Annotated in this window: 15 protein-coding genes and 1 pseudogene; 4 read left to right on the forward strand and 12 right to left on the reverse strand. The window is 73.5% G+C overall.

Annotated features, from left to right (window positions below; genetic code table 11):
• Positions 1-364 precede the first annotated feature (364 nt).
• The 3 genes from ABZ924_RS33895 to ABZ924_RS33905 form a co-directional block, all read right to left on the reverse strand.
• Positions 365-913 (reverse strand): GNAT family protein, encoded by a 549-nt coding sequence (locus tag ABZ924_RS33895; RefSeq protein WP_361918634.1) that lies wholly within the window; start codon positions 911-913, stop codon positions 365-367.
• 39 nt (positions 914-952) lie between these two features.
• The gene (locus ABZ924_RS33900; RefSeq protein WP_361918637.1) at positions 953-3,202 is read right to left on the reverse strand and encodes an MMPL family transporter; all 2,250 of its coding nucleotides are present in this window, start codon (positions 3,200-3,202) and stop codon (positions 953-955) included.
• Between the two features lie 178 nt (positions 3,203-3,380).
• Complete coding sequence (locus ABZ924_RS33905; protein WP_361918640.1) at positions 3,381-3,776, reverse strand: signal peptidase I; 396 nt, start codon at positions 3,774-3,776, stop codon at positions 3,381-3,383.
• A 55-nt stretch (positions 3,777-3,831) separates the two neighbouring features.
• Between ABZ924_RS33905 and ABZ924_RS33910 the strand changes: the two genes are divergently transcribed.
• The 4 genes from ABZ924_RS33910 to ABZ924_RS33925 all read left to right on the forward strand — a co-directional run bounded on the left by ABZ924_RS33910 (position 3,832) and on the right by ABZ924_RS33925 (position 8,102).
• Positions 3,832-4,647 carry a GNAT family N-acetyltransferase gene (locus ABZ924_RS33910; protein ID WP_361918643.1) on the forward strand — a complete coding sequence of 272 codons (816 nt, stop codon included), beginning with the start codon at positions 3,832-3,834 and terminating at the stop codon, positions 4,645-4,647.
• A 94-nt stretch (positions 4,648-4,741) separates the two neighbouring features.
• A complete protein-coding gene (locus ABZ924_RS33915) occupies positions 4,742-5,242 on the forward strand; it encodes a DinB family protein (protein WP_361918645.1) in 501 nt (166 codons plus the stop codon).
• 65 nt (positions 5,243-5,307) lie between these two features.
• Positions 5,308-7,503 carry a penicillin acylase family protein gene (locus tag ABZ924_RS33920; protein ID WP_361918648.1) on the forward strand — a complete coding sequence of 732 codons (2,196 nt, stop codon included), beginning with the start codon at positions 5,308-5,310 and terminating at the stop codon, positions 7,501-7,503.
• Entirely contained in the window at positions 7,500-8,102 is a 603-nt protein-coding gene (locus ABZ924_RS33925; protein ID WP_361918651.1) for a GNAT family N-acetyltransferase, read from the forward strand. The genes ABZ924_RS33920 and ABZ924_RS33925 overlap by 4 nt, the downstream gene beginning before the upstream one ends.
• 160 nt (positions 8,103-8,262) lie before the next feature.
• On the opposite strand, the gene ABZ924_RS33930 is transcribed toward ABZ924_RS33925, so the two are convergent.
• The 9 genes and pseudogenes from ABZ924_RS33930 to ABZ924_RS33970 all read right to left on the reverse strand — a co-directional run bounded on the left by ABZ924_RS33930 (position 8,263) and on the right by ABZ924_RS33970 (position 19,108).
• The gene (locus tag ABZ924_RS33930; protein ID WP_361918654.1) at positions 8,263-8,793 is read right to left on the reverse strand and encodes a hypothetical protein; all 531 of its coding nucleotides are present in this window, start codon (positions 8,791-8,793) and stop codon (positions 8,263-8,265) included.
• Between the two features lie 125 nt (positions 8,794-8,918).
• Positions 8,919-10,427, reverse strand: a complete 1,509-nt coding sequence (gene gatB, locus ABZ924_RS33935) for an Asp-tRNA(Asn)/Glu-tRNA(Gln) amidotransferase subunit GatB (RefSeq protein WP_361918657.1) — start codon at positions 10,425-10,427, stop codon at positions 8,919-8,921.
• 15 nt (positions 10,428-10,442) lie between these two features.
• Complete coding sequence (locus ABZ924_RS33940; protein WP_361918659.1) at positions 10,443-10,682, reverse strand: hypothetical protein; 240 nt, start codon at positions 10,680-10,682, stop codon at positions 10,443-10,445.
• Positions 10,679-12,184: an Asp-tRNA(Asn)/Glu-tRNA(Gln) amidotransferase subunit GatA gene (gene gatA / locus ABZ924_RS33945; protein WP_361918672.1), complete on the reverse strand. Its 1,506-nt coding sequence runs from the start codon at positions 12,182-12,184 to the stop codon at positions 10,679-10,681. Before gatA ends, ABZ924_RS33940 begins: the two co-directional genes overlap by 4 nt.
• Entirely contained in the window at positions 12,184-12,480 is a 297-nt protein-coding gene (gatC, locus tag ABZ924_RS33950) for an Asp-tRNA(Asn)/Glu-tRNA(Gln) amidotransferase subunit GatC (RefSeq protein ID WP_114054294.1), read from the reverse strand. Before gatC ends, gatA begins: the two co-directional genes overlap by 1 nt.
• 146 nt (positions 12,481-12,626) lie before the next feature.
• Positions 12,627-14,663 (reverse strand): annotated as a pseudogene (locus ABZ924_RS33955) (bifunctional diguanylate cyclase/phosphodiesterase); the annotation flags it as partial.
• Between the two features lie 542 nt (positions 14,664-15,205).
• Positions 15,206-17,407, reverse strand: coding sequence for an NAD-dependent DNA ligase LigA (ligA, locus tag ABZ924_RS33960; protein WP_361918663.1), 2,202 nt, complete (start codon positions 17,405-17,407; stop codon positions 15,206-15,208).
• 31 nt (positions 17,408-17,438) lie between these two features.
• Complete coding sequence (locus ABZ924_RS33965; RefSeq protein WP_361918666.1) at positions 17,439-18,422, reverse strand: methionine synthase; 984 nt, start codon at positions 18,420-18,422, stop codon at positions 17,439-17,441.
• Positions 18,419-19,108 carry an SDR family oxidoreductase gene (locus ABZ924_RS33970; RefSeq protein WP_361918669.1) on the reverse strand — a complete coding sequence of 230 codons (690 nt, stop codon included), beginning with the start codon at positions 19,106-19,108 and terminating at the stop codon, positions 18,419-18,421. The genes ABZ924_RS33965 and ABZ924_RS33970 overlap by 4 nt, the downstream gene beginning before the upstream one ends.
• Positions 19,109-19,681: the final 573 nt, after the last annotated feature.

The raw sequence follows: 19,681 nt of genomic DNA on the forward strand, positions 1-19,681 counted from the left end.
CGGCGGGGTGGGGGGCCGCGCGGGGGGCGGGGGGGGGGGGGGGCCGGGGGGGGGGGGCGGGGGGGCCCCCCCGTTTTGGGGAAGGGGGGGGGTGGGGGCAGCTGCGCGCAGCGCCCCCGGCCCCGGCCTGCTCGGGGCGGCGGGCGGCGGGCGGCTGGCGGCGGACGCCTGGCGGCGGTCTCCGCTGCGCCACGCCCGTGGTGCCGGGCGGTGGGTCCGGCGGCCGCGGCCGTGGTGGCACGGCACCGGGCCGCGGTCCCGGCAACGCCAGGCCCGTGCTGTCGGGCGGTGGGGCGGCGGCCCCGGCGCGTCACGGGCACCGGGCAGCGACGGCCGGACCGGGCCGCTCGGGCCGGGCGTGGGGTCAGGTGGTCGCGGGCCACTCGGGGGCGAGGACGGACCAGACCTCGGTGTCCTGGCGGACGCCGCGGTGGGGGTGGTTCTGCCGCAGGACGCCCTCACGGGTCATGCCGAGCCGCTCGGCGACGGCAAGGCTCTTCTTGTTGGCGGCGGAGGCGTACCACTCGACCCGGTGCATGCCCCGCTCCCGGAAGGCCCAGTCGATCAGGACCCGGCAGGCCTGGGTCACCAGGCCCCGGCCGGCCGCCGCCGGCTCCAGCCAGCAGCCGACCTCGCAGGTACCGCTCTGGGCGTCGAAGGTGCGGAAGAGGACACCCCCGACGAGGGTGCCGCCGACCCTGATGCCGTAGATGCGCCCGCCGTCGGCGGCCGCCTTCTGCGCGTACGCGGACAGGAAGCTGCGCGCCGATTCCAGGTCCGTGACCACGTCCGCCAGGACGATGTGCTGTCCGATGTACTCCCGGCCCCGGTCCATGTGGGTCAGGAACTCCTCGGCGTGCCGGGGCTCCAGGGGGAAGAGCCGGGTGTCGGCGGCGAGGGCTATGGAGAACATGCGGCTACGTCCTTGGGTCTCGTGCGGCGGGTTGCCGGATCACCGGGAGGGGGCAGCCGGCTCGGCGCCGTCCTCGCTCGTGGCGGGCTGCGCGCCGGTCCGCTGCGCGGGAAGTGTCGCATGCGTGCGGCGTTCGGGGGCCTCGATGCTGATCCTGGGCAGCCGGCGGTCCAGCCAGGCGGGCAGCCACCAGTTGGCGCCGCCGAGCAGGTGCATCAGGGCCGGTACGAGGAGGGTGCGCAGCACGAAGGCGTCGAGGGCGACGGCCGCGGCGAGCGCGATGCCGAACATCGCGATGATCCGGTCGCCGCTGAGCACGAACGCCAGGAAGACGGAGATCATGATGACGGCAGCCGAGTTGATGACCCGGCTTGTCTCGGCGAGGCCGACGCGGACGGCGCGCCGGTTGTCGCCGGTCTCCAGCCACTCCTCGTACATCCGGCTGACGAGGAAGACCTGGTAGTCCATGGAGAGCCCGAACAGGACCGAGACCATGATCACCGGCAGGAAGGGCTCGATCGGCCCGGCGCTGCCCAGGCCCAGCAGCTCGCTGCCCCAGCCCCACTGGAAGACCGCGACGACGACGCCGAAGGAGGAGGCGACGGCGGCCACGTTCATGGCGGCGGCCTTGAGGGGGACGCCTATGGACCGGAAGGCGAGCAGCAGCAGGACGCAGCCGAGCGTGATGACCACGCCGACGAAGAGGGGCAGCTTGCCGACGATGACGTCGGCGAAGTCGTCGTAGCCGGCGGTCACGCCGCCGACGTGGACGTCCATGGTGCTGCCGTGGCGGGCGCGCGGGATGACGTCCTCGCGCAGGGCGGTGACCAGCTCGCTGGTGGCCCTGGACTGCGGGGAGGAGTCGGGGATGACGGTCACGACCGCGGTGTCGCCGCTGCGGTTGAGGACGGCGGGGCCGGCGGAGGCCACGTGCTCGGTGGTGCGCAGCGCCTCGGCCAGGCGCCCGACGGCGATCCGGTCGCCGGCTCCGTCGAGGCGGGCGACGACGGTGAGCGGGCCGTTCACGCCGGGGCCGAAGCCGTCGGCGAGCAGGTCGTAGGCCTGCCGGGTGGTGGAGGTCTCGGGGTTGTTGCCCTGGTCGGAGGTGCCCAGGTGCAGCGAGAGGGTGGGCAGGGCCAGGCCCGCCATGACGAGGGCGGCCAGGGCGCCGAGGATCTTGGGGTGGCGCTCGACGAAGGCCGACCAGCGGGCGGCGAACCCGGTGGGCAGCTCGGGCTGCGGGCCGTCGGCGGCGAGCTTGCGGCGCTCGCGGCGCGACAGGGCTCGGCTGCCGATGTACGACAGGAGCGCGGGCAGCAGCGTGACCGAGGCGGCGACGGTGAGGACCACGGTGAGCGAGGCGGCGACGGCCACGCCGCCCAGGAAGTTCAGGCGGAGCACCAGCATGCCGAGCAGGGCGATGCAGACGGTGGCGCCGGCGAAGACGACGGCCCGACCGGTGGTGGCGACCGCCCGCTCGGCGGCCTCCTCCACGTCGAGCCCCCGTTTGAGGCCCTTGCGGTGGCGGGTGACGATGAACAGCGCGTAGTCGATGCCCACGCCGAGGCCGATGAGGGTGCCGAGCATGGGGGCGAAGTCGGCGACCGCCATGGCGTGCCCGAGCAGGGTGGTGCCGAAATAGGCGGTGCCCACGCTGACCAGGGCGGTCGCGATGGGCAGCAGGCTCGCGGCGAGGGAGCCGAAGGCGAGGAAGAGGACCAGGGCCGCGACGGCCACGCCGATGACCTCGGCGAGGTGGGCGGTGGGCGCCTCGGTCAGGCCGATGGCGCGGCCGCCGAGTTCGACGCGCAGGCCGTCCGCCTCGGTGGCGGGGTTCTTCGCGGCGTCGACCACCGCCTGGGCCTGCGCCTTGGGTACGGAGTCGGCCTGCCGGTCGAAGGTGACCACGGCGTACGCGGTGCGCCCGTCGGCGCTGATCTGCGCGGCGCCCTCGGGGCCGGGGCCGTACGGGCCGACGACGGAGCCGACGCCGGGGAGCCGGGCGACGGTGTCGAGGGCCCGGGTCATGCGCCGCTCGACCTCGGGGGTGCGGGCCGTCTGGTGCTCGGGGGTGCGCCACACGATGGTGTCGGTGTCGCCGCCCTGGCCGTGGAAGCCCGCGCGCAGGAGGGCGTGGGCCCTGCTGGACTCGGTGCCGGGGACCTCGTAGTCGTTGGAGAAGGCCGCTCCGGCGGTGGCGGCGGCCGCGGCGGTCCCGCCGAGGGCGAGCAGCCAGATCAGGACGGCCACCAGGCGGTGCCGCATGCACCACCGTGCGATTGCTGCCAACGGACGTGCTCCCTGGTGGGTTCGGATCTTTACCGGGAGGCGGCCCGACGCAAAGAACGCTAGAACTCGTGAAGGCCGGCCGACGGCCCCGGAGGATCGCCCCGGGGCCCGGCCAAGATGGTCTGCAGCCGCCACGATCGCAGCGTTTCGTGATCGTTGGCCCGTTTCGTGTGCATCATCACAGGGACGGGTGCACGGCCCCGTCCGGTTCGTCGACCCGGTAGCCGGGGACGGAGGGCCAGCGGACCGTCAGGACGACGGACTCCTCCTCCGCGTACCAGGAGTGGTCCGTGCCGCGGCCCCAGACCACGTAGTCGCCCTGCTCGTCGAGGACGACGCTGCGGCCGGGGAACTCCATCCGGAAGCGCCCGCTGATCAGGACGAGCAGGGCGGTGCGCTGCTCCCCGGTCGTCCACTGCGCCCGCTCGTCGCCCTTCGGGTGGACGCCCCACTTGATCTCCACGTCCTTGCTGTGGCGCGGGTCGCCGGAGTCCTTGAAGTGGCCGAGGAGCCAGCCGCGGTCGGTGGCGGCGTCGGGGGTGGCCTTGCCGACGTAGAGGGAGTCGTCGTTCACGGGGCGAGGCTAATGCAGTTGCGCGGCCCTCCCCTCCGGTGATCAGCTGCGGCCGATGAACACCGATGAACTGCACAGGATCCGGGCGGAGTACGACCGCGAGGTGCGCCGGGACGCACGGCCGGACGCGGCCGGGGCCCTGGTCGAGCGGGCGGGGGCCGTCGTACGGCAGACCGACCCCGGGCCCGGCTGGAACGGCGTGCTCTGGTCGGACCTGGACGGGGCCACGGCGGACGCGGAGATCGCCTCGCAGGTGGCGTACTTCGAGGGGCGCGGCGCCGCCGACTTCGAGTGGAAGCTGTACGGCCACGACCGGCCGGCGGACCTCGGCGCGCGGCTGCGGGCGGCGGGCTTCGTACCGGAGCCGCCCGAGACCGTGATGGTGGGGCGGGTGGAGGAGCTCGCCGCGCTGCCGGTGGAGCCCCCGGAGGGGATCACCCTGCGCACGGTGACGGACGAGGCCGGTGTGGATCTGATGATGGAGGTCCACGCGGGCGCCTTCGGGACCCACCGGCCCCGCATCCGCCACCTGATGCTCACCCTGCTGCGGGAGGAGCCGGAGACGCTCGCGGCGGTCGTGGCGATGGCCGGCGACACCCCGGTGAGCGCGGCCCGGATGGAGATGCGTCCGGGCTGCTCCTTCGCGGGACTGTGGGGCGGCGGCACGCTCCCGCAGTGGCGCGGCAGGGGCATCTACCGCCTGCTGGTGGCCCACCGGGCCCGGATCGCGGCCGAGCGCGGCATCCGCTACCTGAACGTGGACGCCTCCGAGGACAGCCGCCCGATCCTGGAGCGCCTGGGCTTCGCGGTGCTGGGCACGACGGTGCCGTACGTGTGGCAGGCGGGCGGCAGCGGTCCCGGCGCCGCGTAGCCCTCTTGCGCAACCGAGCCGTCTTCCACAGCGCAGCCGTCCCCCACAACGACTCGACCCGAAGCAACCCCTCCCCAGAAGGAAGGACCATCCCATGGAGCGCACCCCACCGCCCCTGACCGGGAACGAGCGCGAGACCCTGCGCGCCTACCTCGACTACCACCGGGCCACCCTCGCCTGGAAGTGCGAGGGGCTCGGCGACGAGGAGCTGCGCCGCGCCTCGATGCCGCCGTCCACGTTGAGCCTGCTGGGCCTGGTCCGGCACATGGCCGAGGTGGAGCGCCACTGGTTCCGCCGCACCCTGGGCGGGGAGGACGTCCCCCACCTGTGGTCGGACACCCACGATTTCCAGGCCGCCTACGACGCCACGGACGCCACCCGCGAGGAGGCCTTCGCCGCCTGGCGGGCGGAGGTCGAGCACAGCCGGCGCGTCGAGGCAGCGGCGGCCTCCCTCGAGGTGACGGCGCACGTGCCGTCCTGGAAGGAGGACGCCTCGATGCGCCTGATCATGCTGCACATGATCCACGAGTACGCCCGCCACAACGGCCACGCCGATTTCCTCCGCGAGGCCATCGACGGGACCACGGGCGCCTGACCTCCCCCCGCACCCCATATAGTTAGGGAAGCCTTACCTAAACACATGGGGACTTGGGGGAGAGTGTGAGCCTTGTGACCGACGCGGACGACCGGACGGACGACCCGGCGGAGGACTGGGAGCTCTACCGGGACGGCTGGGGCATCCCCCACCTCCGCGCGCCCGACGCCCTCCGCCTGGCCTACGCCCAGGGCCGCGTCACGGCCCTGGACCGCGCCTGGCAGCTCGAGGTCGAACGCCATCGCTCCCAGGGTTCCAGCGCGGCCTTCCTCGGCCCCGAGGCGGTCGCCTGGGACCGGTTCGCCCGGCAGAGCCGCCTCGACGACACGGCCCGCCGCTGCCACGAGGAGCTCGATCCGCAGACCGCCGCCTGGGTCGGCGCCTACGTCGACGGGGTCAACGACGGCCTCGCCGCCGGCGCCGCCCGCGACGAGCGCTTCGCCCGCACCGGCCACACCCCCGTCCCCTGGGAGCCGTGGGTTCCGCTCGGCATCTGGATCGCCACCCACATCCTGTTCGCCGGCTTCGCCACGAAGCTGTGGCGCGAGCGGGCGGCCCGCGCCCTCGGGGACGAGGCCGCCACCCTCTTCGCCACCGACGGCCCCGGCACCGCCGGCAGCAACGGCTGGCTGATCCCGGGCGATCGGACCGCCAGCGGCTCGGCGATCATCGCGGGCGATCCCCACCGGTTCATCGAGGATCCGGGCGTATACCAGCAGATCCGCCTTTCCTGCCCCGAGTACGACGTCCTCGGCCTGGCGGTGCCGGGCATCCCGGGCTTCGGCCACTTCGGGCACACCGGCAGCGCCGCCTGGGCGATCACCAACGCGATGGCCGACTACCAGGACCTGTACGTCGAGCAGCTGCGCACCGCCCCGGACGGCCCGGCCGTCGAGGCGCTGGGCCCCGACGGCACCTGGGAGCCCGTCCACCGGCACACCGAGACCATCGCCGTCGCCGGCGCCGAGCCCGTCGAGGTCGAGGTCCTGGAGACCGCCCGCGGCCCGGTGATCACCCGCGCCGCCGCCGACGGGGCCCGGAAAGCCGGCGCCGCGCAAGCCGGTGCCCCGGAAACCGGCGCCGCCGATCCGGACGCCGCCGATGCGGACGCCGCAGATCCCGACGCCGCCGAGCAGACCCTCTCCCTGCGCTATCCGCCCCGCGTCCGCCGGGACCTCGGCTTCGCCGTCCTGCCCGCCCTGCTGCGCGCCCGTACCGTCGCCGACATCGACCGCGCCCTCGACGGCTGGGTCGAGCCCGTCAACGTGGTCCACGCGGCGGACTCCGCGGGCGGCCTGCTGCACCGCGTCGCCGGCAAGGTCCCGCTGCGCGATCCGGCCAACCGGCTGCGCCCCGTGCCCGCCTGGGACCCCCGCCACGCCTGGCAGGGCTGGGCCGAGACCCCCGCCGAGCCGGTGCAGGGCTTCGCCGTCATGGCCAACGCGCGCGGGATCGCCTCCCCGCTCGGCGTGGAGTTCGCGCCCCCGCACCGCGCCGACCGCATCCGCACGCTGCTCTCCGGCTCCGCGCAGTGGTCCCCGAAGGAGATGGCCGACGTACACCGGGACACCTACCTGGCCTCGGCCGAGCCGCTCCTCGCCCTGCTGCCCCCGCCGGCCAGCCTGACCCCCGCCGCGCAGGCGCTGCGCACCCGGCTGCTCGCCTGGGACCGGCACATGGAGGCGGACAGCGCCGAGGCGACGCTCTTCGCGGCGCTGCGCACCGCGACCGTCCGCCGCTTCGCCGCCGACCCCGCCCTCGCGGCCCTCGCGGACGCACCGACCGGCTCCGAGGTGTTCCACCCCTGGCTGTACCTGCTCCCCCGCGTCGGCTACGCCCTGGAACACCTGCTGGCCACCGGCCTGCTGCCCGGGCTCGACCCGGTGGCGCACGTACGCGCCGCCCTGGAGGAGACGGCCGCGGCGGGCACCCCCGACACGCCGTGGTCGCAGGGGCACCGCCTCGCGCCCTGGTCGGCCCTGCCGGACCCGGAGGCCGAGTGGCCCGGGCTCGGCGGCGACCACGACTGTGTGAACGCCACCTCCTCCGTCCCCGGGTTCACCGATCGGTGCGCCCGCGCCTCCGCGGCCCGCTACGTCTGGGACCTGGCCCGCCGCGAGGACAGCCTGTGGGCGGTCCCGCTCGGCGCGGACGGCGTCACCGGATCGGCCCACCACCGCGACCAGCTCCCCCTGTGGGCGCGGTGCGAACTCGTCCCGGTCGTCACCGACTGGACCCGGCTCAGCAAGGAACCCGTATGACCACCACCGCCACGTCCCCCCGGCAGCCCGTGTACGCACAGGCCGTCGAGGGCTTCGGCACCGTCACCTTCACGCCCGTCGACCCGGCTGCCGACTCCGCGCTGATCCACGGCTGGGTCACCGAGGAGCGGGCCCGCTTCTGGGGCATGGCCGGGGCCGACCGCGCCCTCGTCCAGGAGATCTACGAGGACGTCGACCGCCGCACCACGCACCACGCCTTCCTCGCGCGCCGCGACGGGATCCCGGTCGCGCTCTTCCAGACGTACGACTGCGCCGAGGACCGGGTCGGCGAGTGCTACGAGGTGCAGCCGGGCGACACCGGCGTGCACCTGCTGGTCGGCCCGGTGCAGGGCGCGGCCGAACCCGGCTTCAGCTCCCGGCTGATCGCGGCCTTCCTGGCCTTCGTGCTCGCGGACGGGACCACGCGCCGCATCGTCGCGGAGCCGGACGCCCGCAACGACAAGGCCCTCGCCCGCCTGGAGCGGACCGGTTTCACCCTCGGCCCGGAGGTCGAGCTTCCGGAGATCGACCTGCCCGAGGTGTACCTCCCGGCGAAGCGGGCCCGCCTCGCGTTCCTCAGCGCGCCGGAAAGCCGGTGACGGGCTTCACCCACCCGGCCGGGTGCCCGGCGAACGAAAGGCGCCCGGTGGGCGGCTCCGCCTCCCGGGCGCCCGGCCGTGCCCGAGCCGGCTCCGGCTGCCGGGCGAGCGGTACGGGCTGGTCCTCGGCCTCGCGACGACGATGGCCGGCGCGCTGCTCTCAGGCCTCGCCCGCCACCCCGAGGTCCTCACGCATGGCCGAGCGCATCTCCCGCAGCAGGTTCCAGATCTCCTGCTGGGCGCGGGAGACCGTCGCCATCGTCTCGCCCGGCTCGGCGTCCCCCCGCTCCAGGCGCTTGACCTGCCCGTAGACCGTGTTCAGGGCGTGGTTGACGGTGGTCGCGGACCCGAGCACGGCGTCCGGGGCGATCATCTGCGCCTCGGAGTAGCGGTCGCGGTGGGCGTTCTTCGCCTCGTCGAGCGCGTCCCGGTCCGCGTCCTCGACCCCGCGCTCCCGCATGACGTGCAGGTGCCGGTTGAGGGCCGTGGTGAACTGCCGGGCGTCCCGGTTGAGGGCGACATAGCAGGTGCGGCGCAGCGTCAGGTACTCGCGGATCTCCTCGTGGCCGCGTACGAGTTCTATCTCCCGGCGTTTCGCGCGCTCCGCACCGCGCTGGGTGAGCAGCGCCCCGCCCAGGGTTCCCGCCACGCCCACGACCGCGATGACCATCGCACCGATCTCCACCCACATGCCCCGTGTACGTCGTCGGCCCCGCGCCCACCGCACGAAACCCCCCGCCGCCCAGTCTGCCCCAGAACGCAGCGGCGGCCCGCACCGGATCGTGTCGATCAGTGCGGGCCGCCCACTGTGCGGTACTACTCGGAGACGCCCAGGCGCTCCAGGATCAGCTCCTTGACGCGGGCCGCGTCGGCCTGGCCGCGGGTGGCCTTCATGACCGCGCCGACCAGGGCGCCGACGGCGGCGACCTTGCCGCCGCGGATCTTGTCGGCGATCGCCGCGTTGCCCGCGATGGCCTCGTCCACGGCCGTGCCGAGCGCGCCCTCGTCCGAGACGACCTTCAGGCCGCGCTTCTCGACGACCTCGTCCGGGGTGCCCTCGCCGGCGAGGACGCCCTCGATGACCTGGCGGGCCAGCTTGTCGTTGAGCGAGCCGTCCGCGACCAGGGCCGCCACCCGCGCCACCTGGGCCGGGGTGATCGGCAGCTCGTCGACGGAGACGCCCTGCTCGTTGGCGTTGCGGGCCAGCTCGCCCATCCACCACTTGCGGGCGGCGGCCGAGTCGGCGCCCTCCTCGATGGTGGCGACGATGGACTCCACCGCACCCGCGTTGAGGATGGACTGCATGTCGTGCTCGCTGACGCCCCACTCCTCGCGGAGGCGGTTGCGGCGCACGCGCGGCATCTCGGGCAGGCCGGCGCGCAGCTCCTCGACCCACTCGCGGGCCGGGGCCACGGGGACGAGGTCGGGCTCCGGGAAGTACCGGTAGTCCTCGGCGTTGTCCTTGATGCGGCCGGAGGTGGTGGAGCCGTCGTCCTCGTGGAAGTGGCGGGTCTCCTGCACGATCGTGCCGCCGGACGACAGCACGGCCGCGTGCCGCTGGATCTCGAAGCGGGCGGCGCGCTCGACGGACCGCAGGGAGTTGACGTTCTTCGTCTCCGAGCGGGTGCCGAACTCCTTGGTGCCGTTCGGGCGCAGCGACAGGTTCACGTCGCAGCGCATCTGGCCCTTGTCCATCCGGGCCTCGGAGACGCCGAGGGCCTTGATGAGCTCGCGCAGCTCGGCGACGTACGCCTTGGCGACCTCGGGGGCCCGCTCGCCCGCGCCCTCGATGGGCTTGGTGACGATCTCGATGAGCGGGATGCCGGCGCGGTTGTAGTCCAGCAGGGAGTGGGACGCGCCGTGGATACGGCCGGTGGCACCGCCGACGTGCAGCGACTTGCCGGTGTCCTCCTCCATGTGGGCGCGCTCGATCTCCACGCGGAAGACCTCGCCGTCCTCCAGCTGGACGTCCAGCCAGCCGTTGAAGGCGATGGGCTCGTCGTACTGGGAGGTCTGGAAGTTCTTCGGCATGTCCGGATAGAAGTAGTTCTTCCGGGCGAAGCGGCACCACTCGGCGATCTCGCAGTTCAGCGCGAGGCCGATCTTGATCGCGGACTCGACGCCGATCGCGTTGACGACGGGCAGCGAGCCGGGCAGGCCGAGGCAGGTGGGGCAGGTCTGCGTGTTGGGCTCGGAACCCAGCTCGGTGGAGCAGCCGCAGAACATCTTGGTCTTGGTGCCGAGCTCGACATGGACCTCCAGGCCCATGACGGGGTCGTACGACGCGAGGGCTTCCTCGTACGACAGCAGTTCGGTGACGGTCACAGTGAAACTTCCTTCTCAGCCCAGCAGGACGTCGTCGTCACCGAAGCGCTTGAGCTCGCGGTACAGGATCGCGAGGCCGGTGACGATGGCGGCGGCGGACACAACGGCGTCGATGAGCTGAAGCGTGTCGTTCTCGGTGCGGGCCTTGCGGGCCTGCTTGATCACGCTGATGGCACCGAAGGCGGTGGTGCCGATCGACAGGTACGTACCGGACTTGGACTTCTTGAAGCCCTTGGCCTTGGTCAGTGCACTCACAGCGACGGAGCCTCCTCAAGCAGCGGGTGACCCCAGCGCTCGACGAAGGCGGCCTCGACGGCGGCACCGACCTTGTACAGGCGGTCGTCCTTCATCGCCGGGGCGATGATCTGCAGTCCGACGGGCAGGCCGTCCTCCGGCGCCAGGCCGCAGGGGAGCGACATGGCGGAGTTGCCGGCCAGGTTGGTCGGGATGGTGCACAGGTCGGCGAGGTACATCGCCAGCGGGTCGTCGGTGCGCTCGCCGATCGCGAAGGCGGTGGTCGGGGTCGTCGGGGAGACGATCACGTCGACCTGCTCGAAGGACTTCTCGAAGTCCCGGGTGATCAGCGTGCGGACCTTCTGGGCCGAGCCGTAGTACGCGTCGTAGTAGCCGGAGCTGAGCGCGTACGTGCCGAGGATGATGCGGCGCTTGACCTCGTCGCCGAAGCCGGCCTCGCGGGTGAGGGCGGTGACGTCCTCGGCGGAGCGGGTGCCGTCGTCCCCGACGCGCAGGCCGTAGCGCATGGCGTCGAAGCGGGCCAGGTTCGAGGAGCACTCGGACGGCGCGATCAGGTAGTACGCGGCCATCGCGAGGTCGAAGGACGGGCAGTCCAGCTCGACGATCTCGGCGCCGAGCTCCTTGAGGAGCTCCACGGACTCGTTGAAGCGCTGCACGACGCCGGCCTGGTAGCCCTCGCCGGCGAACTGCTTGACGACGCCGACGCGCATGCCGGCGACGGAGCCGTTACGGGCCGCCTCGACCACCGGCGGGACCGGGGCGTCGATGGAGGTGGAGTCCAGCGGGTCGTGGCCGGCGATCACCTCGTGCAGGAGGGCCGCGTCCAGGACCGTACGGGCGCACGGGCCGCCCTGGTCGAGGGAGGACGAGAAGGCGACCATGCCGTAGCGGGAGACGCCGCCGTAGGTGGGCTTGACGCCGACGGTGCCGGTGACGGCGGCGGGCTGGCGGATGGAGCCGCCGGTGTCCGTGCCGATGGCCAGGGGCGCCTGGAAGGCGGCCAGCGCGGCCGCGGAGCCGCCGCCGGAGCCGCCGGGGATGCGGGTGAGGTCCCACGGGTTGCGGGTGGGGCCGTACGCGCTGTTCTCGGTGGAGGAGCCCATGGCGAACTCGTCCATGTTGGTCTTGCCGAGGATGACGACGTCGGCTTCCTTCAGCTTGCGCGTCAGGGTGGCGTCGTACGGCGGGATCCAGCCTTCGAGGATCTTCGAACCGACGGTGGTCGGGACCCCGACGGTGGTGAAGATGTCCTTGAGGGCGAGCGGGACGCCGGCCAGCGGGCCGAGCTCCTCGCCGCGCTCGCGCTTGGCGTCGACGGCGCGCGCCTGGGCGAGGGCGCCCTCGCGGTCGACGTGCAGGAAGGCGTGGACCTTCTCGTCGGTCGCCTCGATGCGGGCCAGGTGCGCCTCGGTGACCTCGACGGCCGTGAGCTCGCCGGAGGCGATCTTCTCGGCGGTCTCGGCTGCCGTGAGCTTGATGATGTGGGTGTCAGCCATGGTGATTAGTCCTCCCCCAGGATCTGCGGCACCTTGAAACGCTGCTGCTCCTGGGCAGGAGCGCCCGAGAGCGCCTGCGCGGGGGTGAGCGACGGTCGGACCTCGTCCGCGCGCATGACGTTGGTCAGCGGCAGCGGGTGCGAGGTCGGCGGGACGTCTTGGTCGGCGACCTCGGACACGCGGGCGACCGCGCCGATGATGTCGTCGAGCTGTCCGGCGAAGTGGTCGAGCTCTTCGCCGGACAGTTCCATACGTGCCAGCCGAGCGAGGTGGGCGACCTCCTCGCGCGAAATGCCAGGCATGCAGCGATCCTCTGGGGTTGGAAATTCTGGGTTGGAACCAATCCTAGAGGGAGCCGCCGCCTTGCAGCGCATCAGTATTCACCCGGGCGCACCGGCCCCGTACGGCCGACGGCCCGGGCGCCGACCGGTTCCCCGTGCGGCGGGGGTCACGGGGTCGGGGTGTCCGAGGCCGCGGCCGACAGCTCCGCGGTGATGTCCGCCGGGCGGCGCCAGCCGCGCTCGCCGCGGGCCAGCAGCCAGGCGGTGGCCTCCTGCGGGGGCATGGCTGCGGCGACCAGCCAGCCCTGGACGGCGTCGCAGCCGAGGTCGCGCAGGCGCTCCCAGGTCTCGTCGTCCTCCACGCCCTCGGCGACGACGAGCAGGCCGAGGGAGTGGGCGAGGTCGACGGTGCAGCGGACGATCTCCGCGTCCTGGGCGTCGACCGCGAGCCGTGCCACGAACGAGCGGTCGATCTTCAGCTCGCTGACCGGCAGGCGGCGCAGGTGGACCAGGGAGGAGTAGCCGGTGCCGAAGTCGTCGAGCGACATCTTCACCCCGTGCCCGGTCAGCCCGGCCATGGTGTCGGCTGCGCGCTGCGGGTCCTCCAGCAGCACGTGTTCCGTTATCTCCAGCTGGAGCCCGCTGGCCGGGACCCCGTGCCGGGCGAGCCGGGCCGCGACCGCGCCGGCGAAGCCGGGGGTGTGGACGTCGCGCGGCGAGACGTTGACCGCGACCGGGACCTTCAGGCCCTGGGCGCGCCAGCGGGCCACCTGGGCGAGGGCGGTCTCCAGCACGTACTCGGTCAGGTGGGGCATCAGCCCGGAGGTCTCGGCGATCGCGATGAACTCGTCCGGGGAGACCCGCCCGCGCTCGGGGTGGACCCAGCGCACGAGGGCCTCCAGGCCCGCGACCTGGCCGTCGAAGCGGACCTTGGGCTGGTAGTGGAGCTCCACCTCGCCGGCGTCGAGGGCCCGGCGCAGGTCACCGAGGAGGCCGAGCCGGTCGGGGGTGTTGCTGTCGCGCTTGGATTCGTACACCTCGACGCCCGTACGGTCCCGCTTCGCCTGGTACATGGCGACGTCGGCGCGGCGCAGCAGCCCCTCGGCGTCCAGGGCGTGGTCGGGGAAGACGGCGAGGCCGGCGCTGGCCTCCAGGACGAGGGTGAGGCCGTCCAGGTCGAGGGGCGAGCTGAGCTCCGCGACCAGGTGGCGGGCGACGCGCTGGGCGCTGGTGGTGGAGTCCGTGACGGGCAGGAGCACGGCGAACTCGTCGCCGCCGAGGCGGGCGACCTCGGCCTCCTCGGGCAGGGCCTGGCGCAGCCGGTCGGCGATCTGCAGCAGGAGCCGGTCGCCCGCGAGGTGGCCGAGCGTGTCGTTGACGGCGCGGAAGCGGTCCAGGTCGATCAGCACAAGGGCCGACCGGGTGCCCAAACGTTCAGCCTCGTCCAGGGCGGACCAGGCCCGCTCCAGGAGCCACTGCCGGTTCGGCAGCCCGGTCAGCGGATCGCGCAGCTGCTCCTCGGCGCGGGCCCGGGCGATCCACAGCGTGGAGTCCAGGGCGATCAGCGGTACGGCGAACAGCGGCAGCAGCACCGGCTGCGTGACGGCGACGACGCAGATCAGCGGGGCGATCCCGAGGAGGGCGACGGCCACTAAGGCCTGCCGCAGCAGCGCGGTGCGCGCGGCGGTGGGCAGCCCGCCGCCGCGCGGGGCGAGCGAGAGCCAGAGCAGCGCCCTCGTGACCAGCAGGTAGGCGACGGCGACGAGGATGACCGCGGGGGCGGCGTCGAGACCCCAGGCGGTGGGCTTCCACGGCGCCTCGACGGTGGGCGCCTCGCCGAACGCGGCGAGGACGAGGGCCCCCGCGCCGATGCCGAGGATGTCGGTGGCCCCGTGCAGCAGCCCCTGGCGCCAGCGGTGCCGGCGTGCGGCCCCGACGAGTGAGACCACCGCCAGCGAGACGAGCCCGGCGGGCACCCAGCCGTAGAGGATGAGCACGCCGAGGGTGAGGGCGGCGCCCGATCCGGTGCCGCCCCACCAGCGGTCGCGGCCGAGGGCGACCAGGTGGCCGACGATGATGCCGGTCAGCAGGGCGAGCGCCCAGCCGACCGCGCCGCCGGGGAACAGGGCATGACGGTCGCTCAGCGCGGAGACGATGCCGACGGCGAGGACCACGGCGGACAGGCCGACGACGGTGGCGGGCAGCACGGTGCGCTGCCTCGCCCCTCCCGGTCCCGCTCCGGTCTCGAGCGGGTGGGCGTCCGGTGTCCTGGCACCCAGGACACCGATCCGGCCCGTCCGCATGGGCGGGATCTCCCCGCCGAAATCGGGTGACGGGTCGGCGCTTTCGGTCGGTTTCATGCCCGTCCCTCTCACAGCCGGCAATGCCGATGCCACGCGATGGCCCCGATGTCATGCCATCACGGCTGGAATCGCATCACGCAGCCGTGCACGACAGGCGCACCCCTCAACAGTAGGACGCGAGAGGCTCCCAGGGGCAGCGGTCGGCGGCGGTTGCCCGAATGCGACCCAGCCATCCTCATCAGTACGGTATCCGCCGTACGGGTGAGTTTGGACCAGGACCCCCGGGTCACCCATCCGATGATCCGACAGGTCACCGCCCTGCGAACAGCCCTGTACCGGCCGTTTGCCACCCCCTGTTGCGCCCGGCGTGCGCCCGCCCGTACGACCGGACGCCACGCATCCGTTCACCGTCGCCGCGTCCGCGCCGGGCGCCCGTGCGGGTGCTATTCGGCCGCGGGCGCGCCCCCGACCGGCAGCGCCGCCTCGCGCGCCGCGTCGGGGCCCTGCTCCAGCAGGACCGCGAAGCCCGCGTCGTCGAGGATCGGCAGCTTCAGCTGAACCGCCTTGTCGTACTTGGAGCCCGGGTTGTCGCCGACGACGACGAACGAGGTCTTCTTGGAGACCGAACCCGTCACCTTGGCCCCGCGGCTCTGCAGGGCCTCCTTCGCGCCGTCCCGGGTGTGGCTCTGCAGGGTCCCGGTGACGACGACGGTGAGGCCCTCCAGCGGCCGCTCGCCCTCCGCCTCGCCGGAACCTTCCTCCTCCAGCCGGACGCCGGCCTCCCGCCACTTGCGCAGGATCTCCTGGTGCCAGTCGACGGCGAACCACTCCTTGACCGCCGCCGCGATGATCGGGCCGACGCCCTCGGTCGCGGCCAGCTCCTCCTCGGTGGCCTGTTCGATCCGGTCGATGGAGCGGAAGGCGCGCGCGAGGGTCTCGGCCGCGACGGGGCCGACGTGGCGGATGGACAGGCCGTTGATGAAGCGGGCCAGCGGCCGCTCCTTGGCGGCGGCGATGTTCTCCAGCATGGCCAGGGCGTTCTTCTTCGGCTCGCCCTTCTGGTTGGCGAAGACGCGGACGATCTTCTCCTCGCCGGTCTTCGGGTCGCGCTTGGGCAGGCCGCTGTCGGCATCCAGGACGTACGCCTTGATCGGCAGCAGCTGTTCGATGGTCAGCCCGAACAGGTCGCCCTCGTCGCGCATCGGCGGCTCGGCCGGCTCCAGCGGGTTGGTGAGCGCGGCCGCCGCGACGGCGCCGAAGTTCTCGATGTCCAGGCACTGGCGGCCGGCCAGGTAGAACAGCCGCTCGCGCAACTGGGCGGGGCACGTCTGCCCGTTGGGGCAGCGCAGGTCGATGTCCCCCTCCTTCATCGCCCGCAGCGGGGTGCCGCACTCGGGGCACTCGGACGGCATCACGAACTCCCGCTCGCTGCCGTCGCGCAGGTCCACGACCGGGCCGAGGATCTCGGGGATGACGTCGCCGGCCTTGCGCAGGACGACGGTGTCGCCGATGAGGACGCCCTTGGCCTTGACGACCTCCTGGTTGTGCAGGGTCGCGAACTCGACCTCGGAGCCGGCCACCGTCACCGGCTCCACCTGCGCGTACGGGGTCACGCGCCCGGTGCGGCCGACGCCGACCTTGATGTCCACCAGCTTGGTGTTGACCTCTTCGGGGGCGTACTTCCAGGCGATGGCCCAGCGCGGGGCGCGCGCCGTGGAGCCCAGCCGGCCCTGCAGCGGGATCTCGTCGAGCTTGACGACCACGCCGTCGATCTCGTGCTCCACGGAGTGGCGGTTCTCGCCGAAGTACGCGATGAACTCGCGGACCTCGCCGAGCGAGGACACCACCTTGTTGTGCCGGGCGGTCGGCATGCCCCACTCGCGCAGCAGCTCGTACGCCTGCGACAGCTTGCCGATCTCGAAGCCCTCGCGGGCGCCGATGCCGTGCACCACCATGTGCAGCGGGCGGGTGGCCGTGACCTTGGGGTCCTTCTGGCGCAGCGAACCGGCCGCCGCGTTGCGCGGGTTGGCGAAGGGCTTGTCGCCCGCCGCGACGAGCCGGGCGTTGAGCTCCTCGAACTTCTCCATCGGGAAGTAGACCTCGCCGCGGATCTCGACCAGGTCCGGGATCCGGTCGCCGGCCAGGCGGTCCGGGATCTCGGCGATGGTGCGGACGTTGGGCGTGATGTCCTCGCCGGTGCGGCCGTCGCCGCGGGTGGCGGCCCGGGTCAGCCGGCCCTTCTCGTAGGTGAGGTTGACCGCGAGCCCGTCCACCTTCAGCTCGCACAGGTAGTGGAAGTCGGGGGTGTTCACGTCCCGGGCCACCCGGTCGGCCCAGGCGGACAGCTCCTCGTCGTCGAAGGCGTTGTCCAGGGAGAGCATGCGCTCGCGGTGCTCGACGGACGCGAAGTCCGTCTCGTACGCCCCGGCCACCTTCTGGGTGGGCGAATCCGGCGTGCGCAGCTCCGGGTACTGCTCCTCGAGCGCCTCCAGCGAGCGCAGCAGCGTGTCGAACTCGGCGTCGCTGACGACCGGCTGGTCGTTCACGTAGTACCGGAAGCGGTGCTCCTCGACCTGCTCGGCCAGCAGCGCATGCTGCTCGCGCACCGCCGCCGGTACTGCCGTGTCCTGCTGTTCGGCTGCCATGCCGTGTCCTCCCGTGGCCCCGTCTCACACATCACTCAGGGTTGTCGGCGAGCGACCTCGCCGCCCTGACGCAGTGCGCCTGCACCGCGCGGGCGTAGGCGGGCGAAGCGCCCGCCAGGCCGCACGACGGGGTGACCACGACGGACTCCGCCAGAGTCCCCGGGGCCAGCCCCAGCCTGCGCCAAAGCTTCCTGACACCCATGACGCTACCGCCCGGGTCCGACAACGGGGCATCGGTGCCCGGCACCACTCCGGCGAAGAGCTTCACCCCGGACTCGACGGCCTCGCCGAGGGCGTCGTCCTCGCGCTCCGTGAGCAGGGAGAAATCGAACGACACACCCGTGGCGCCGGCGCGCCGCAGCATCCCGAAGGGGACCTCGGGCGCGCAGGAGTGCACGATCACGTCCCCGTCGTGGACGGCGAACAGCTCGCGCAGCGTCCCCTCGACCACCTGCCGGTCCACGGCCCGGTAGGTCCGGTAGCCACTGGCGGTGCGGACGCGGCCGAGCAGCACCGCGGTCAGCGACGGCTCGTCGAACTGGAGCACGATCTCGGCACCGGGAACGCGCTTCTTGACGTCGGCCAGGTGCCCGCGCAGCCCCTCGGCGAGCGATCCGGCCAGGTCGCGGCAGGCGCCGGCGTCCTGGAGCATCGCCTCGCCGCCGTGCAGCTCCAGGGCGGCGGCCAGGGTCCACGGTCCGACGGCCTGGACCTTGAGCTTGCCCTCGTAGCCCTGGGTGAACTCCTCCAGGGCGTCCAGGTCCTCGCCGAGCCAGGAGCGGGCCCGGCGCGTGTCGCGGCCGGGGCGGTCGCTGATCCGCCAGCCGCTGGGCTCGACGTGGGCGTACATCTCGACGAGCAGCCCGAGGGAGCGGCCGATCATGTCCGCGCCGGGCCCCCTGGCGGGGAGCTCGGCGAGGTACGGGAACTCCTCGAAGGAGCCGGTGACGGTCTTGGCGGCCTCGCGGGCGTCGCCGCCGGGCAGGGACCCGACCCCGGTGGCGCCGGCGGTCACCGGCCCGGCCTCACCGTCAGGTCGTTGACCTCGGCGTCGCGGGGCAGGTCGAGGGCCATGAGGATCGTGGTGGCCACGGACTCGGGGTCGATCCAGGCGGACGGGTCGTACTCCTTGCCCTCCTGGGAGTGCACCTTGGCCTGCATCGCGGTGGCGGTGCGGCCCGGGTAGACGGAGGTGACCCGGATGCCGTGCTGCTTCTCCTCGGCGCGCAGCGAGTCGGCGAGGGCCTTCAGCCCGTGCTTGGAGGCGGCGTACGCGCTCCAGTCGGCGTGGGCCTGCAGGCCGGCGCCGGAGTTCACGAAGACGACGGTGGCCTTGGAGGCGCGCAGCGTGGGCAGCAGCAGCCGGGTGACCTCGGCCGGGGCGACCAGGTTCACGTTGAGCTGCTGGTGCCAGGTCTTGGGCCGCAGCTCGCCGACCGGCCCGAGGTCGACGACCCCGGCGATGTGCAGGAGGGAGTCGATCCGGTCGGGCATGGCCTGCTTGTCGAAGGCCCAGGAGAGCCGGTCGGGGTCGGCGAGGTCCCCGACGAGGGTCCGCGCGCCGGGGTAGCGCTCGACGAGCTGCCGGGCGCGGGCGGCGTCACGGGCGAGCAGGATCAGGTCGTCCCCACGGGCGTGCAGCCGGGCCGCAACGGCGGCCCCGATGCCGGCACCGGCCCCGGTGATCAGATGAGTAGGCATACCGCCCATGCTCGCACCTCGCGCGGTGACCCCGGCGCGGCCGGTCCCGACGGGCCTGCCCGGGTCCGGCGTCAGCCTCCGCAGGCAGCCTGGTACACGGCCTCGGCCAGGCGGCGGGCGGCGGGCGGCGGGCGGCGGGCGGCGGGCGGCGGGCGGCTGCAGCCGACGCGGCTGTGACGGCAAGCGGATGCCCCGACCCGACGAGGGCGTGCGGCCAGGTCAGCCCGCCGGCGTTTGAGGCGCGGGGCCTGGGCCGGCGCCCCAGGGAATCCGGCCCCGCCTGACACCAGGCCTAACCGGGCCCCGGTGTCCGAAACCCGGCCGATCCTTCAGCCCCGCCGGCGTTTGAGGCGCGGGGCTCGGGGCGGCGCCCCCGAGAAACCCGGCTCCGCCGGGCACCAGGCCTATGGGCCCCGGCAACCGAAGCCGGGCCGATCCTTTCAGCCTCGCCGGCGTTTGAGGCGCGGGGTTCGGGGCGGCGCCCCCGAGAAACCCGGCTCCGCCGGGCACCGGGCTCCGCCCGGACCCTCCCCCAGCTACCGCTGGGGGTACCCCCAGCCTCAAACGCCGGCG

The sequence above is a fragment of the Streptomyces sp. NPDC046876 genome, from assembly GCF_040645035.1.
Taxonomy (GTDB): domain Bacteria; phylum Actinomycetota; class Actinomycetes; order Streptomycetales; family Streptomycetaceae; genus Streptomyces.

Excerpts from the sequence above, each read along its gene's own strand:
- ABZ924_RS33895 (WP_361918634.1), bottom strand. The coding sequence starts at position 913 with ATGTTCTCCATAGCCCTCGCCGCCGACACCCGGCTCTTCCCCCTGGAG.
- ABZ924_RS33910 (WP_361918643.1), top strand. The coding sequence starts at position 3,832 with ATGAACACCGATGAACTGCACAGGATCCGGGCGGAGTACGACCGCGAG.
- ABZ924_RS33915 (WP_361918645.1), top strand. The coding sequence starts at position 4,742 with ATGGAGCGCACCCCACCGCCCCTGACCGGGAACGAGCGCGAGACCCTG.
- ABZ924_RS33925 (WP_361918651.1), top strand. The coding sequence starts at position 7,500 with ATGACCACCACCGCCACGTCCCCCCGGCAGCCCGTGTACGCACAGGCC.
- ABZ924_RS33930 (WP_361918654.1), bottom strand. The coding sequence starts at position 8,793 with ATGTGGGTGGAGATCGGTGCGATGGTCATCGCGGTCGTGGGCGTGGCG.
- gatC (WP_114054294.1), bottom strand. The coding sequence starts at position 12,480 with ATGCCTGGCATTTCGCGCGAGGAGGTCGCCCACCTCGCTCGGCTGGCA.
- ligA (WP_361918663.1), bottom strand. The coding sequence starts at position 17,407 with ATGGCAGCCGAACAGCAGGACACGGCAGTACCGGCGGCGGTGCGCGAG.
- ABZ924_RS33970 (WP_361918669.1), bottom strand. The coding sequence starts at position 19,108 with ATGCCTACTCATCTGATCACCGGGGCCGGTGCCGGCATCGGGGCCGCC.